The organism is Myceligenerans pegani (assembly GCF_014892515.1).
In the GTDB taxonomy this organism is placed as follows: Bacteria; Actinomycetota; Actinomycetes; order Actinomycetales; family Cellulomonadaceae; genus Myceligenerans; species Myceligenerans pegani.
This window is the reverse complement of the sequence record NZ_JADBGR010000097.1, coordinates 1-13,221: the sequence shown is the minus strand read 5'-3', so window position 1 is coordinate 13,221 and position 13,221 is coordinate 1. Positions and strand designations below refer to the sequence as shown.

Here is a 13,221-nt window from a genome sequence, read left to right as displayed (position 1 = left end):
TCACTTGTTCACGTGTCACTTGATGGCACCCATCGCCAGCCCTCGCACCAGTTGCTTCTGCGCGACCCAGCCGGCGATCACGACGGGCACGATCGCGATCGTCGACGCCGCGGACAGCACCGACAGGAACTGCCCTCGTCCGTCGACGAAGCTCCCCAGCACGGGCGGTGTCGTCCGGGCGACCTGCGTGGTCAGCAGGTTGGCCAGGAAGAACTCGTTCCAGGCGAAGATGAAGCAGATCAGGCCGGCCGCGGCGACGCCGGGCAGGACGATCGGCAGCACCACGCGGAAGATCTCCGTGCGCAGACCGGCGCCGTCGATCTGTGCGGCCTCGATGATCTCGCGCGGCACCTCGGCCAGGAACGACCGCATCATCCAGACCGCGATGGGCAGGTTGATCCCGACGTACAGGATCGTCAGCCACGTGATGTTGTCGAGGCCGCCCACGGCCTGCAGCAGCATGTACACGGGGATGATCGACGCCGCCACCGGCATGAACTTCGTGGAGATGAGGAAGAACAGCGGGTCACGCACGTTCCGCACGGGCCGGACGCTCAGTGCGTACGCCGCCGGGATGGCGAGCGCCAGCACCAGCAGGGTGGACCCGAGGCTCGCGCTGGCCGAGTTGATGAGGTACGGGAGCATGCCCCGGTCGAACACGGCCTGGAACCGGTCGAGCGTGAGATCCGGGGCGAAGGTGGGTGGCAGGGTCGCCGCCTGGCTCTCCGGCTTGAAGGCCGTGAACACCATCCACACGACCGGGAAGAAGAACGCGAGGACCGCGATCCACGTCACAGTCGTGAGCGCGATGCCGCGGATGCGGCGGGTCGCCCACCTGGCGGGCTTGCGGACCGGGGGCGCCGGGGCCTTCGTGACCGGCAGGCCGAGCGTGGTCGTGGTCATCGGTTCATCAGCCCTTCCTCCGAGAAGACCTTGAACAGCGTGCGCAGGGCCACCGTGGCCACGATGATCGTGACGATCACCGTCATGACGCCGTAGGCGGCGGCCTCACCCACCTCCAGGCCGATGAACGCGCGCTCGTAGAGCAGGTACGACAGGGTCTTGCTGCCGCCCGTTCCGTTGGTCATGATCGCCACCGGGTCGAAGACCTGGAGCAGCAGGATCGTCGCGAGCAGCACCGTGATCTCGACGTACTGGCGCAGGTGCGGCAGCGTCATCGAGGTGAACGTGCGGAGCGGCCCCGCGCCGTCCACCGACGCCGCCTCCAGGACCTCGCGGGACTGCGACTGCAGCCCCGCGAGGAGGATGAGCATGGCGAACGGCGTGTACTGCCAGATCAGCACCATGATCACGGTCGCGGCCGGCAGGTCCGTGTTCCACGCCACCGGCGGGAGACCCACCAGAGACAGGCCCCAGTTGGCCATGCCGTACGTGAAGTCGAGGATCGACCACTTCCAGATCAGCGCCGCCGCGGCGGGCATGACGAGGAACGGCGTGATCATCAGGGTCCGGGCCACGCTCTGGCCCAGGAACTTGCGGTCCAGCAGCACGGCGAACAGCAGGCCGAGCAGGGTGGCACCCACCACGGCCGAGCCGGTCACCACGACGGTGTTCCCGAGCGATGACAGGAACGAGCCGTCGGAGAGGACCTTCACGTAGTTGTCGAACCCGACGAACCCGCGCTGTCCCGGTCGCAGCAGGTTCCATTCCTGGAACGAGTAGTAGAGCGTCGCCACCAGGGGGATCTGCGTGAGCAGGATGGCGACGATCAGCGCCGGCCAGAGCAGCGCACGGGAGATCGCCAGGCCGCGGCGCCCTGTGGTCACTGTGCGTCCCCGGCTTCCTGCGCGAGCTGCTGCCCGCGGTCGAGGACGGGTCCGAGCTCGGAACGCCCGGCGAACACGTCGGACAGGTCCTGCGACACCTGGTTGCCCAGGTCCTGGAACTCGGGGATCGTCACGTACTGGATGCCGGTCCAGGACTGCTCGTACAGCCCCGGCTGCGTCGGGTTCACCGCCAGCATGATGTCCTGCGTGATCGGCGCGAACGACTCGGCGGCCTCCACGTACTCGGGGATCTCGTAGGTCGACTGACGCGCGCCCGGGGGCACCCGGGTCCAGCCGAGCTCCTCACCGACGAGCTGGTGGTACTCCTTGCTGGTGGCCCACTTGACGAACTCGATGGCGGCGTCCTGGTTCTGCGTGGTCTGCGGGATGGCCAGGTTCCACGACCACAGCCAGCCGGACTCCTCGGTCTCCTTGACCGGGGCGTGGGCGTAGCCCATCTTGCCCGCGACCTCCGAGGCCTCCGGGTCCTCGAGCATGCCGGCGGCGACGGTCGCGTCCACCCACATGGCGGCCTTGCCCTGGGTCATGGTGTTGAGGCACTCGGTGAAGCCGGTCGAGACGGGGTCGGCAGGGCCGGCGTCCTCCACGAGGTCGACGTAGAACTGCACGGCCTCGCGGAACTCGGGGTCGTTGACGTGGGCGTTCCAGTCGGCGTCGAACCAGGTGCCGCCGAACGTCTGGACCACGGTGGTCAGCGGGGCGAAGAGCTCACCCCAGCCGGGCTTGCCGCGCAGGCAGATGCCGGTCACGTCGTCGGAGTGCACCTCGCGGGCCGCCTCGGCGACCTCGTCCCAGGTGGGGTTCTCCGACAGGGTGATCCCGGCCTCGTCGAGGATCTCCTCGTTGTACATGAGCATCGACGACTCGCCGTAGAACGGCACGGCGTACAGCCGGTCGTCCACGGAGACGACGTCCTTCACCGGGGCGAACAGGTCGTCGACGTCGTACTCGGCGTCCGAGCTGAGCGGTTCCGTGAGGTCGGCGAGCCACTCGTTCTCGGCCCAGATCGGCACCTCGTACGAGCCGATCGTGACGATGTCGTACTGACCGCCGCCGGTAGCGATGTCCTTGGTCACGGCGTCGCGCAGATCGTTCTCCTCCATCTGCACGAAGTTCACCGTGATGTCGGGGTGGGACTCCTCGAATTCGCCCTTGAGTTCCTCCATGTCCTTCATCTGCGGGTTGTTCACGGTGGCGAGCGTCAGCTCGACCGGACCGTCCCCGCCGTCACCCGTTCCGCCGCCGCCACCGCCGGCACCCGCGCAGCCCGCCATCGCCAGCGCGCCGGCGGCCAGCACTGCCGGAACCGTGGCCCGGCGCATCCTCGTCGTGAGCGTCATCGCTCTTCTCCTCGTCGTTGCGTGTCGTGGCGATCTCCTCGGAGGCCGTCCGGGTGGGCCGTCTCTCTCGGCCTCGCCCGACGCCGCGTTCCTCGTCGGTCGCCATGCGGCGCGGCCTGGTCGTGGACGCACCGCGGGGTCAACACGGTCATGCTGGGCCGGGCCCGCAACGCGGTCAACGAACGGCATGCCGAACCGGTCAACGTCACCGGGAGAACGGGCACGAGGTCCGGTCACCTCGTGACCGCGATCACACGCCGACGACGGAATCGTGCGGCTGAAACGCACAACCGCACACCGACAACGTCCACGAACCGGAAACGGTCCCGCGCGAACCGGTCAACGCGGAGGTCACGCGGAGATCACGCACACGTCACGCGAAGGTCACGACGCGGGATCGGACTCTCCGCGCCTGGCACACTTTTACCGGTGCTCAGACCTGGACCACGTGGGCGCCCGCCTCGCTGAAGACGCGCGCCCGGGCCGCGGGCAGCTCCACGCCCGTGATCACCACCTCGAAGTCGGTGAGCTCGGCGAAGCGGACGAAGCTCGTCACGCCGAACTTGTGGTGCGCCCCCACGAACACCTTCCGGTGGCTCGACGCGATCGCCGCGGCCTTCACGTGCGCGACGGCCGGGTCGGGCGTCGTGAGCCCGTCCGACACGGTCACCCCGTTCGCCCCGATGAACGCCAGGTCCATGCGGAAGCCGCGCAGCATGTCGGTCGCCCAGCCGTCGACGACGCCGAGCGTGTTTCCCCGCACCCGGCCGCCCACGATGATCACCTGGAGGTTGTCCCGGCTCGAGAGCTCCGACGCGATCGGGAGGGACGTGGTCACGATCGTCAGGTCGCGGTCGTCCGGCATCGCCCGGGCGAGGAGCAGGGACTGGAAGCCCTCGTCGATGAAGATGGTGCGCGCCTCGCCGACGCGCCGCGCGCCCTCCTCCGCGATCCGCGCCTTCTCCTCCGGGAAGTTCTGCGTGCGCTCCGCCAGCGCCGTCTCGAACGTGCTGGACTCCACGGGGAACGCCAGCCCGTAGCTGCGCCGGATCAACCCTTGGGCCTCGAGCTTGCGCAGCTCGCGGCGCACGGTCTCCTGCGACACGCCGAGCAGGCGGGCGGACTCGCTGACCTCGATCCGCCCCTGACCGCGCACAAGGCTGAGCAACTCCTTCGCCCGCGACGACGTGCGCTCCGTGACATCACTCATGCCGTACCTCCCGTCCGTCACGCCACCTCGTCAGGCTCCACCTCATAGGGCCCCATCGTGCCAATCCCGGGGCCAGGAGTCCACGTGCGGCGTGGCGGCCGTCACAGCGGCGCGTGGGCCCGTGGCGGCCCGCCGGTCCCGTCGTGCCCGCCCGGCGAGATGACTACGATGGCGCCATGCTGACCGCGATCGTCCTCATCGACGCCGAGACCTCCCGCATCCCCGAGGTCGCCGAGGCCGTCACCGACATCCCCGGCGTGACCGAGGTCTTCTCCGTGACCGGCAAGGTCGACCTCGTCGCGATCGTGCGCGTGCACGAGCACGAGGAGCTCGCCGGCGTGGTGTCCGACGCCGTGAACAAGGTCCCGGGCGTCACCCGCACCGAGACCCTGATCGCCTTCCGCGCCTACTCCAGCAAGGACCTGGAGCAGGCCTTCGCCCTGGGCCTCGACGACTGACGGTGTCGTCCGGAGCCGCCGGGCTCAGCCCTTACGGTCCCCGACGGACGACGACGGCGGTCCGTGGTCCCGTCGGAGCGGAAGGGACCACGGACCGTCGTCGTACTCACCGGACCGAGAACGTGCTCGGGGCCGCGCGACGAGGCGCAGGGCCCCACCGTTCCGGCCGGCCCGGTTCCGGCCGATTCAGTTCCGGCCGGCTCGCGGCCTCAACTCAGAGCTTCGCCTGCGGGACGATCAGGCCCGATGTCTGGGCCTTCGCGCGCGCCAGGCGCTCGGACGCGTCGGCCCAGTTGACGATGTTCCACCAGGCCTTGATGTAGTCCGGGCGGACGTTCAGGTAGTCCAGGTAGTAGGCGTGCTCCCAGCAGTCGAGCAGCACGATGGGCGTGAGGCCCATCGGGATGTTGCCCTGCTGGTCGAAGAGCTGGACGACGACGAGCTTCTCGCCGATCGAGTCCCACGCCAGGATGGCCCAGCCCGAACCCTGCACGGTCGTCGCGACGGCCGTGAAGTGCGCCTTGAACTTCAGATACGAGCCGAAGTGCTCGTCGATCGCGGTCGCGATCTCGCCGGTGGGCTCGCCGCCGCCCTCCGGGGACATGTTGGTCCAGAAGGCGGAGTGGTTGACGTGACCGCCGAGATTGAACGCGAGGTTCTTCTCGAGCTGGTTGATCGAGCCCAGGTCACCCTTGTCGCGCGCCTCGGCGAGCTTCTCCAGCGTCTCGTTGGCGACCTTGACGTACGTCGCGTGGTGCTTGGAGTGGTGCAGCTCCATCACCTTCGCCGAGATGTGCGGCTCCAGAGCCCCGTAGTCGTAGCTCAGGTCAGGGAGCGTGTACTCAGCCATTGTGCGTAGTTCCTCCTCGATGAGACGACGACGGCCCGACTCCCCGCCCGCCGGAACGGATGAGGAGCCGGGCCATCGCTTGGTTCCGCAGGTCGCTCAGTGCTCCTGCGAGTCTGTGCCGTCCGTGCGGCCGGAGCCGACGGCAGCCGGTGCGGCATGCCGGCCGCCCTCGATCGCGTCGTGATCCCCGTGGGAGTGCGCCGCGGCGAGCTCCGCCGGAGTCACCGGCTCCACCCGGTCCTCGTAGAAGAAGCGGGAGAGGCTCTGCCAGCGCTTGTCCGCGCCGTAGCCCTTGCGCTTCACGCCACGCGCGTCCATCTTCGGCTCGATCTCCAGCGGAGCCGGGGCGTCGTAGTTCACGCGCAGCCAGCGCTCCTGGTCGCCCAGCGGCGTGTGGACCTCGATGTACTCGCCGTTGGCGTACCGCACGACGCGTCCGGACTCGTGCCCGTGCAGCACCAGCTCCCGGTCCTTGCGCTGCAGGCCGAGGCAGATGCGCTTGGTGACCACGAACGCCACCACCGGCAGCACGAAGAACAGGATCCGGTACGCCCACGTGATCTGGTTGATCGACATCCCGAAGTGCGTGGCGATGAGGTCGTTGGACCCCGCGGCCGCCAGGAGGATGAAGTCCGAGAGGAACGCGACACCGAGGGCGGTGCGGACCGGGACGTTGCGCGGCCGGTCGAGCACGTGGTGCTCGCGCTTGTCGCCGGTGACGCGCGCCTCGACGAACGGGTACACGATGAGGAACGTGAACAGGATGCCGGGCACGATGACGGCCGGGATCAGGACGTTCATCGACAGCGTGTAGCCGAAGATCTCCCACTCGAAGCCCGGCCCCGGCATGAGCCGTAGCGAGCCCTCGAGGAACAGCATGTACCAGTCGGGCTGGGCGCCGGCGGACACCGGGGACGGGTCGTACGGCCCGTAGTTCCACACGTTGTTGATCGCCATGGTGGCGCCCATGAGCGTCAGCACGCCGAAGATGATGAAGAAGTTGCCCGTCATCTTCGCCACGTAGACCGGGAGGGCCGGGTAGCCGACGACGTTCTTGTCGGTACGGCCGCCGCCCGGGTACTGCGTGTGCTTGTGCAGCACCATGAGGAACAGGTGCAGCGCGATGAGCGCCACGATCAGCGCCGGCACGATGAGGATGTGGATCGTGAACAGGCGCGGGATGATGTGCTCGCCGGGGAACTCGCCGCCGAAGATCATGTAGGACATGAACGAGCCGATCACCGGGATCGACTTGACGACGCCGTCGGTGATGCGCAGGCCGTTGCCGGAGAGCACGTCGTCCGGGAGCGAGTAGCCGGAGAAGCCCGCCGCCAGACCCAGGATCAGCAGCGTGAAGCCGACGAGCCAGTTCAGCTCGCGCGGCTTGCGGAACGCGCCGGTGAAGAACACGCGCATCATGTGCACGACGATCGCCGCCATGAAGATCAGCGCGGACCAGTGGTGCAGCTGACGCATCAGGAGGCCGCCGCGCACCTCGAACGACATCTCGAGCGTGGACGCGTACGCCACCGACATCAGCTGACCGGTCGCCGTGGCCGGGTGCTCGCCGTGGTACTCGGTGAGCTCCATCGACGGCTCGAAGAACATGGTGAGGAAGATGCCGGAGATGATCAGCGCGACGAAGCTGAACAGCGCGATCTCGCCGAGCATGAAGGACCAGTGGTCCGGGAAGACCTTGCGCGCGAACTCCTTGACCGCGGCGCCGATGCTCGTCCGCTGGTCCAGGTAGTCCGCCGCCTTGCCCATCCCCGTCGTCGGCTCCGGAGCCGCCGCCCCGTCCGTCGCGGTGTCGTGTGCGGTACTCACTTCAGACGCTCCCAGAAGCTCGGGCCGATGGGCTCGGCGAAGTCGTCCTGCGCCACGAGGTAGCCCTCGTCGTCGACGGTGATCGGCAGCTGCGGCAGCGGGCGCTTCGCCGGGCCGAACACCACCTTAGCGCTGTCCGCCACGTCGAACGTCGACTGGTGACAGGGGCACAGCAGGTGGTGGGTCTGCTGCTCGTACAGCGCCACGGGGCAGCCGACGTGCGTGCAGATCTTGGAGTAGGCCACGATGCCGTCGTACGACCACTGCTCGCCCTCGGGCGACTGGTCCGACTTCAGGTCCTCCGGGCGCACCCGCACCATGAGCACCACGGCCTTGGACTTCTCGGTGATCCACTCGTGGGACTCGCGGTACTCCTCGGTGGTCTCCGGGATGACGTGGAAGGCCGAGCCGATGTTCACGTCGCTGGCCTTGATGGGGCGGCCCGACGGGTCGATCGCGAGACGGGTGCCCTTCTTCCACATCGTGTGCTTGAACTTGGACACGTTCCAGTCCCCGCCCACCGAGCCGATCAGCGGCACGGCGATGGTCAGGGGGAAGAGCGCGAGCGCCGAGAGGGCGGCGCCCTTGAGCACGCCGCGGCGGCCGACGACGCCCGAGTCCTCCAGGCCCTCGTTCAGATCGCGCACGGCATCGGCGCGGACCTCGTCGGAGCTGCGGATCGGGTGCCGGTCCTGGACCATCTCGGCGTCGCCCATGAGGGCCTTGGCCCAGTGGATGCCGGCGATGCCGATACCCAGCAGGGAGACGGCCATGCCGACCCCGAGCAGCAGCGTGGACGTCCGCACGCTCTCGGTGGTGCCTTCCGGCGGCACCGCGACGTACGCGACGATCATGCCGACCGCGCCGAGGCAGGACAGGACGAACAGCAGCGTGACGATCCGCTCGTTCCGCTTCGCGGACCTCGGGTCGATGTCGGTCAGACGCCGCTTGTGCGCCGGGACGCCCGGATCCGCGAACTTGTCGGACTGCACGACCTCGGTGCCCGCGCCGGACGGCTGCGTCACCTCGGTCGAGGCGTCGTGGGGGTGGTTCATGTCGCTCACGAGGACTTCGCTCCGATCCAGACTGCCGCGCCGATCAGCAGGCCGAGGCCGACGACCCAGGCCCACACGCCCTCGCTGACCGGGCCGAGGGAGCCGAGCGAGGCACCGCCCGCGGAGCCCTCGCGCTGCTCGACCAGGAAGGCGATGATGTCGCGCTTCTCGTCGGGGGTGATGTTGGCGTCGTTGAAGACCGGCATCGACTGCGGGCCGGTCTGCATCGCCTGGTAGATGTTGCGCTCGCTGGTGTCGAACAGCGACGGGGCGAACTTGCCCTCGCTCAGCGCGCCACCGGCGCCGACGGCGTTGTGGCACATCGCGCAGTTGGTGCGGAACAGGGCCATGCCGTTGGCGGGATCACCGAGCTCCGCGTCGACCTGCTCGTCGGTCGGGATCGCCGGGCCGGGGCCGAGCGAGGAGATGTAGGCGGCGAGCGCGGCGGTCTGCTCCGGGCCGAACTGCGGCGGCTTCGCCATCGCCTGCGGGCCGTTCGCCTGCATCGGCATGCGGCCGGTCGACACCTGGAAGTCCACGGCGGCGGCTCCGACGCCCACCAGGGAGGGCACGCCCTCGGTGCCCTCGGCGTTCGGGCCGTGGCAGGTGGCGCAGTTCGCCTGGAAGAGCTTCTTGCCCGTCTCGATGTCCTCGGTGCTGACGGTCTCTGCCTGCGCCTCGGTGGGCGCGAGAGCGGCGTAGATGCCGCCGGTGACCAGCAGCGCCATCAGCAGGAGCACGACCGGCGCCAGCCGGTGATGCCTGCGGGCGGCGAGTGCCTTCACGGATTGATCCTCGTCTCGTGCGTGAGTACTTGCATCTTCTCTTATGACGCCCTGGGGGCCCGCGATGTGACATCCCGTGCCGGCGCGGCCGCGGCCGGCAGGGCCTACTGCAGGATGTAGATCACGAAGAACAGCGCGATCCACACCACGTCGACGAAGTGCCAGTAGTACGACACGACGATCGCGGTGGTGGCCTCGTGGTGCCCGAACCTCCGGGCGGCGAACGAGCGACCGAGCAGGAACAGGAAGGCGATCAGGCCGCCCACCACGTGCAGCCCGTGGAAGCCGGTCGTCAGGTAGAAGACCGAGCCGTACGCGCTGGACGAGATGCTCACGCCGGCGTGGACCAGCTCCGCGTACTCCATCACCTGGCCGCCGATGAAGAACGCGCCCATGAGGTAGGTCAGCGCCATCCACTCGTGCATGCCCCAGGACCAGAAGGCCCAGACGCTGCCCCTGCGCCGCGGCTGGAAGCGCTCGGCGGCGAGCACGCCCATCTGGCAGGTCACCGAGGAGAGCACCAGGACCGTGGTGTTGACCGCGGCGAACGGGATGTTGAGGTGCTCGGTCTGGGCCGCCCATTCCTCGGCCGGCAGGACCTGCCGCACCGTGAAGTACATCGCGAACAGGGCCGCGAAGAACATGAGCTCGCTCGCGAGCCAGACAATGGTCCCGACCGACACGGGGTTCGGACGGTTCACTGTCACATGCTGATGGGTGTGGGTGGCTGCAGCCGTTGCGGTCGACACGTCAGCCATTATGGCTGACGTGAACCCCCGGTGATGACCGAGCGGGCCACCGAGCGCGCGAAGAATGTCACAAAGCCATCACTTGGTGACGCGCAAAAGCACAGTGCCATGAAAACGTGGGCGGACCACCCTGCCGCCGAGGCATCCGATGTGCCACGATGCCGGGGGACCTGACCCGCGAGAGGATGCCCTTCGATGACTGACGTGACCACAGCTCCCTCCCCCGCGTCCGAGGCGACGGCGGGCCATACGACGCCGTCCGGCCCGGCCCCGCGGATCCTGCTGTACAGCGACGACCACACCGTGCGCGAGCAGGTACGTCTCGCCGTGGGCCCGCGGATCTCCGCCGACGCGCCGCCGATCGTCTGGCACGAGGTCGCCACCCCGGCGGCCGTCGTCGACGCCGCCGATTCCGGCCGGTGGGACCTGCTCGTGCTCGACGGCGAGGCGGACAAGGCGGGCGGCATGGGGGTGTGCCGCCAGCTGAAGAACGAGCTGTACGACTGCCCGCCGGTGCTCGTGCTGACCGGGCGGCCGCAGGACTCCTGGCTCGCGTCGTGGTCGCAGGCCGACGACACCGTCGCCCGCCCGCTCGACCCGATCACCCTGCAGGCGGCCGTGGCCGGCCTGCTGTGAGCGCGCTCGGCGCGATGACCCCCGCACAGACCGGAAGACCAGGACCAGGACCGACGAAGTGGCCAGTACAGTGACGAACGCAGCGACCGGTGAACCGACGATGGCGGGCCTGCTGGCCTCCCTGATGGCCGGCGACGACCTGGGCAAGGAACGCGCGGCCTGGGCGATGGACCAGGTGATGACCGGCGAGGTCTCCCCCGTGCAGCTGGCCGGGTTCCTCGTGGCGCTACGCGTCAAGGGGGAGACCGTCGACGAGCTCGGCGGCCTCGTCGAGTCGATGCTCGCGCACGCCACCAGGATCGACGTACCGGGCCCCACGGTCGACCTGGTCGGCACGGGCGGCGACCGCGCGCACACCGTGAACATCTCGACGATGGCCGCCGTCGTGCTCGCCGGCTGCGGGATCCGCGTGGTGAAGCACGGCAACCGGGCCGCGACGTCGTCGTCGGGCGCGGCGGACGTCCTCGAGCAGCTCGGCATCAGGCTGGACCACGCGCCCGAGCGGGTGGCGCAGATCGCCCAGGAGGCCGGCATCACGTTCTGCTTCGCGATGGTGTTCCACCCGTCGATGCGGCACGCCGGCGTCGCCCGCAAGGAGCTCGGCGTCCCGACCGCGTTCAACTTCCTGGGGCCGCTGACGAACCCGGCCCAGCCGCGCGCGACGGCGGTCGGCTGCGCGGACGCGCGCATGGCGCCGCTGATGGCGGGCGTGTTCGCCGAGCGCGGCACGAACGCCCTGGTGTTCCGCGGGGACGAGGGACTCGACGAGCTGGCGGCCACGGCCGGCACCACGATCTGGGAGGTGCGCGGTGGCGAGGTCCTGGAGCACCGCCTGGACGCGGCGACCGACCTGGGGATGAGCCGCATCAAGGTCGAGGACCTGCGGGGGGCGGACGCCGCCTACAACGCGGAGGTCGCGCGCCGGGTGTTCTCGGGCGAGGACCAGGGTCCGGTCCGCGAGACCGTGCTGCTCAACGCGGCGGCCGCCCTGGTGGCCGACGGCACCCTGGAGGGCACGGCGTCAGGTTCCCTCACGGATCGCCTCTCGGCGGGCCTGGCCCACGCGGCCCGGTCGATCGACACGGGCGCCACCCAGCAGGCCCTGAACCGCTGGATCGAGGCCGCCAGGTAGCTCCCGGGCCTCGCGGCCGACCACCCTCGTGCCGACCACGCCGACGGCAGATCGAGGACCCAGAACCTGGTCCGGACACGGTCCGGACGCGCGGAACCCCCATGAGCCCGCGGGCTCATGGGGGTTCCGGCGTGCTGCGGGGTCAGTGCGCGTGCGTGCCGCGCGAGAACTCGAACACCCAGCCGATCAGGGCGATGATGCCGAGCGGGACCGCGATGCCCATGATCCACCAGCCGACGGCCATGGCGAGGAAGGCGAGCGCCGCGGAGCCCGCGATGGCCAGCGGCCACCAGCTCCACGGGGCGAAGACACCCTGGTCCCCCGCGCCGTCGGCGATCTCGGCGTTCTCCGAGTCCTCCGGGCGCTCGTCGATCCGCTTCGCGGTCAGCATCAGGTAGAAGCCGACCATGAAGACCATCGCGCCCACGAGCAGGATGCCCAGCGTGCCGACGGGCTCCCAGTGCCCGTCCGGACTGATGCTGTACGTCCAGAACCCGTACACGATCGCCGCGAGGAAGAACAGCGGCGCTCCCGCGATGAACAGCCTGGTCTCGATCTTCACTTGCCGCTCTCCTCTTCCCCGTCCTCGACGACGACCGTGGTGCTCTGCTCCTGGGCGCCCGACCCGGAGACCACGCGTTCCTGGCCCTGGATGTCGGCACCCCGGCGGTCTGCCTCGCCCAGGACGTTCATCAGCACGTCACGGTTGTACTCCGGGTGGTCCATCGCGGCGACCTCCGGGTGGTGCAGGTCGAACGCCGGCGACTCGCTCCGGATGCGCGGCAGCGAGGTGAAGTTGTGGCGCGGCACCGGGCAGGCCGTGGCCCACTCCAGCGAACGGCCGTAGCCCCACGGGTCGTCCACGGCGACCTTCGGCGCGTTGCGCGCCGTCGTGTACACGTTCCAGAGGAACGGCAGCGTCGAGGCCGCCAGGATGAAGGCGCCGACGGTCGACAGCTGGTTGGCGATCGTGAAGCCCTCCTCCGGCATGTAGTCCGCGTAGCGGCGCGGCATGCCCCACACGCCCAGCCAGTGCTGGATGAGGAAGGTCATGTGGAAGCCGACGAACAGCAGCCAGAAGTGCAGCTTTCCGAGACGCTCCGAGAGCATCTTCCCCGTCATCTTGGGCCACCAGAAGTAGAAGCCCGCGAACATCGCGAACACCACGGTGCCGAACACCACGTAGTGGAAGTGGGCCACGACGAAGTAGGAGTCGGACAGCGAGAAGTCCAGGGCCGGGCTCGACAGGATGATGCCGGTCAGGCCGCCGAACAGGAACGTCACGAGGAACCCGATGCTCCACAGCATCGGTGTCTCGAACGTGAGTTTTCCTCGCCACATCGTGCCGATCCAGTTGAAGAACTTCACGCC

At 69.1% G+C, this 13,221-nt stretch carries 14 protein-coding genes; 3 read left to right on the top strand and 11 right to left on the bottom strand.

What is annotated here, in order from left to right:
* Positions 1–15 precede the first annotated feature (15 nt).
* The 4 genes from IIE03_RS16170 to IIE03_RS16155 all read right to left on the bottom strand — a co-directional run bounded on the left by IIE03_RS16170 (position 16) and on the right by IIE03_RS16155 (position 4,358).
* Complete coding sequence (locus IIE03_RS16170; protein WP_192863789.1) at positions 16–903, bottom strand: carbohydrate ABC transporter permease; 888 nt, start codon at positions 901–903, stop codon at positions 16–18.
* On the bottom strand, positions 900–1,787 hold the full coding sequence (locus IIE03_RS16165; RefSeq protein ID WP_192863788.1) for a carbohydrate ABC transporter permease: 888 nt from the start codon (positions 1,785–1,787) through the stop codon (positions 900–902). The genes IIE03_RS16170 and IIE03_RS16165 overlap by 4 nt, the downstream gene beginning before the upstream one ends.
* Positions 1,784–3,148, bottom strand: coding sequence for an ABC transporter substrate-binding protein (locus tag IIE03_RS16160; RefSeq protein ID WP_192863787.1), 1,365 nt, complete (start codon positions 3,146–3,148; stop codon positions 1,784–1,786). Before IIE03_RS16160 ends, IIE03_RS16165 begins: the two co-directional genes overlap by 4 nt.
* A gap of 433 nt (positions 3,149–3,581) precedes the next feature.
* Positions 3,582–4,358: a DeoR/GlpR family DNA-binding transcription regulator gene (locus IIE03_RS16155; protein WP_192863786.1), complete on the bottom strand. Its 777-nt coding sequence runs from the start codon at positions 4,356–4,358 to the stop codon at positions 3,582–3,584.
* Between the two features lie 176 nt (positions 4,359–4,534).
* Between IIE03_RS16155 and IIE03_RS16150 the strand changes: the two genes are divergently transcribed.
* A complete protein-coding gene (locus tag IIE03_RS16150; RefSeq protein WP_192863785.1) occupies positions 4,535–4,816 on the top strand; it encodes an Lrp/AsnC family transcriptional regulator in 282 nt (93 codons plus the stop codon).
* Between the two features lie 214 nt (positions 4,817–5,030).
* Here IIE03_RS16150 and IIE03_RS16145 read toward each other — a convergent pair whose 3' ends face one another.
* From IIE03_RS16145 to ctaE, 5 genes are all read right to left on the bottom strand, one after another.
* The gene (locus IIE03_RS16145) at positions 5,031–5,666 is read right to left on the bottom strand and encodes a superoxide dismutase (RefSeq protein ID WP_192863784.1); all 636 of its coding nucleotides are present in this window, start codon (positions 5,664–5,666) and stop codon (positions 5,031–5,033) included.
* Positions 5,667–5,762: 96 nt separating this feature from the next.
* Positions 5,763–7,433, bottom strand: a complete 1,671-nt coding sequence (qcrB, locus tag IIE03_RS16140; RefSeq protein WP_192863853.1) for a cytochrome bc1 complex cytochrome b subunit — start codon at positions 7,431–7,433, stop codon at positions 5,763–5,765.
* A 56-nt stretch (positions 7,434–7,489) separates the two neighbouring features.
* Positions 7,490–8,548, bottom strand: coding sequence for a cytochrome bc1 complex Rieske iron-sulfur subunit (gene qcrA / locus IIE03_RS16135; RefSeq protein WP_192863852.1), 1,059 nt, complete (start codon positions 8,546–8,548; stop codon positions 7,490–7,492).
* A 5-nt stretch (positions 8,549–8,553) separates the two neighbouring features.
* Positions 8,554–9,333 (bottom strand): cytochrome bc1 complex diheme cytochrome c subunit, encoded by a 780-nt coding sequence (qcrC, locus tag IIE03_RS16130; RefSeq protein WP_192863783.1) that lies wholly within the window; start codon positions 9,331–9,333, stop codon positions 8,554–8,556.
* Between the two features lie 104 nt (positions 9,334–9,437).
* Entirely contained in the window at positions 9,438–10,091 is a 654-nt protein-coding gene (ctaE, locus tag IIE03_RS16125; RefSeq protein WP_192863782.1) for an aa3-type cytochrome oxidase subunit III, read from the bottom strand.
* Between the two features lie 186 nt (positions 10,092–10,277).
* Between ctaE and IIE03_RS16120 the strand changes: the two genes are divergently transcribed.
* Positions 10,278–10,718, top strand: coding sequence for a response regulator transcription factor (locus tag IIE03_RS16120; RefSeq protein WP_192863781.1), 441 nt, complete (start codon positions 10,278–10,280; stop codon positions 10,716–10,718).
* Positions 10,719–10,818: 100 nt separating this feature from the next.
* Entirely contained in the window at positions 10,819–11,850 is a 1,032-nt protein-coding gene (trpD, locus tag IIE03_RS16115; protein WP_192863851.1) for an anthranilate phosphoribosyltransferase, read from the top strand.
* A 142-nt stretch (positions 11,851–11,992) separates the two neighbouring features.
* Here trpD and IIE03_RS16110 read toward each other — a convergent pair whose 3' ends face one another.
* Positions 11,993–12,412 (bottom strand): cytochrome c oxidase subunit 4, encoded by a 420-nt coding sequence (locus IIE03_RS16110; protein ID WP_192863780.1) that lies wholly within the window; start codon positions 12,410–12,412, stop codon positions 11,993–11,995.
* Positions 12,409–13,221, bottom strand: an 813-nt coding sequence (locus tag IIE03_RS16105) for a cytochrome c oxidase subunit I (protein ID WP_192863779.1), incomplete at its 5' end; no start/stop codon positions are given. The genes IIE03_RS16110 and IIE03_RS16105, both read right to left, overlap by 4 nt.

What these genes read in the sequence shown, in the direction of transcription:
- IIE03_RS16150 (WP_192863785.1), top strand. Translation starts at nt 4,535, where the DNA reads ATGCTGACCGCGATCGTCCTCATCGACGCCGAGACCTCCCGCATCCCC.
- IIE03_RS16170 (WP_192863789.1), bottom strand. Translation starts at nt 903, where the DNA reads ATGACCACGACCACGCTCGGCCTGCCGGTCACGAAGGCCCCGGCGCCC.
- qcrA (WP_192863852.1), bottom strand. Translation starts at nt 8,548, where the DNA reads ATGAACCACCCCCACGACGCCTCGACCGAGGTGACGCAGCCGTCCGGC.
- IIE03_RS16120 (WP_192863781.1), top strand. Translation starts at nt 10,278, where the DNA reads ATGACTGACGTGACCACAGCTCCCTCCCCCGCGTCCGAGGCGACGGCG.
- IIE03_RS16155 (WP_192863786.1), bottom strand. Translation starts at nt 4,358, where the DNA reads ATGAGTGATGTCACGGAGCGCACGTCGTCGCGGGCGAAGGAGTTGCTC.
- ctaE (WP_192863782.1), bottom strand. Translation starts at nt 10,091, where the DNA reads ATGGCTGACGTGTCGACCGCAACGGCTGCAGCCACCCACACCCATCAG.
- trpD (WP_192863851.1), top strand. Translation starts at nt 10,819, where the DNA reads ATGGCGGGCCTGCTGGCCTCCCTGATGGCCGGCGACGACCTGGGCAAG.
- qcrB (WP_192863853.1), bottom strand. Translation starts at nt 7,433, where the DNA reads ATGGGCAAGGCGGCGGACTACCTGGACCAGCGGACGAGCATCGGCGCC.
- IIE03_RS16145 (WP_192863784.1), bottom strand. Translation starts at nt 5,666, where the DNA reads ATGGCTGAGTACACGCTCCCTGACCTGAGCTACGACTACGGGGCTCTG.
- IIE03_RS16160 (WP_192863787.1), bottom strand. Translation starts at nt 3,148, where the DNA reads ATGACGCTCACGACGAGGATGCGCCGGGCCACGGTTCCGGCAGTGCTG.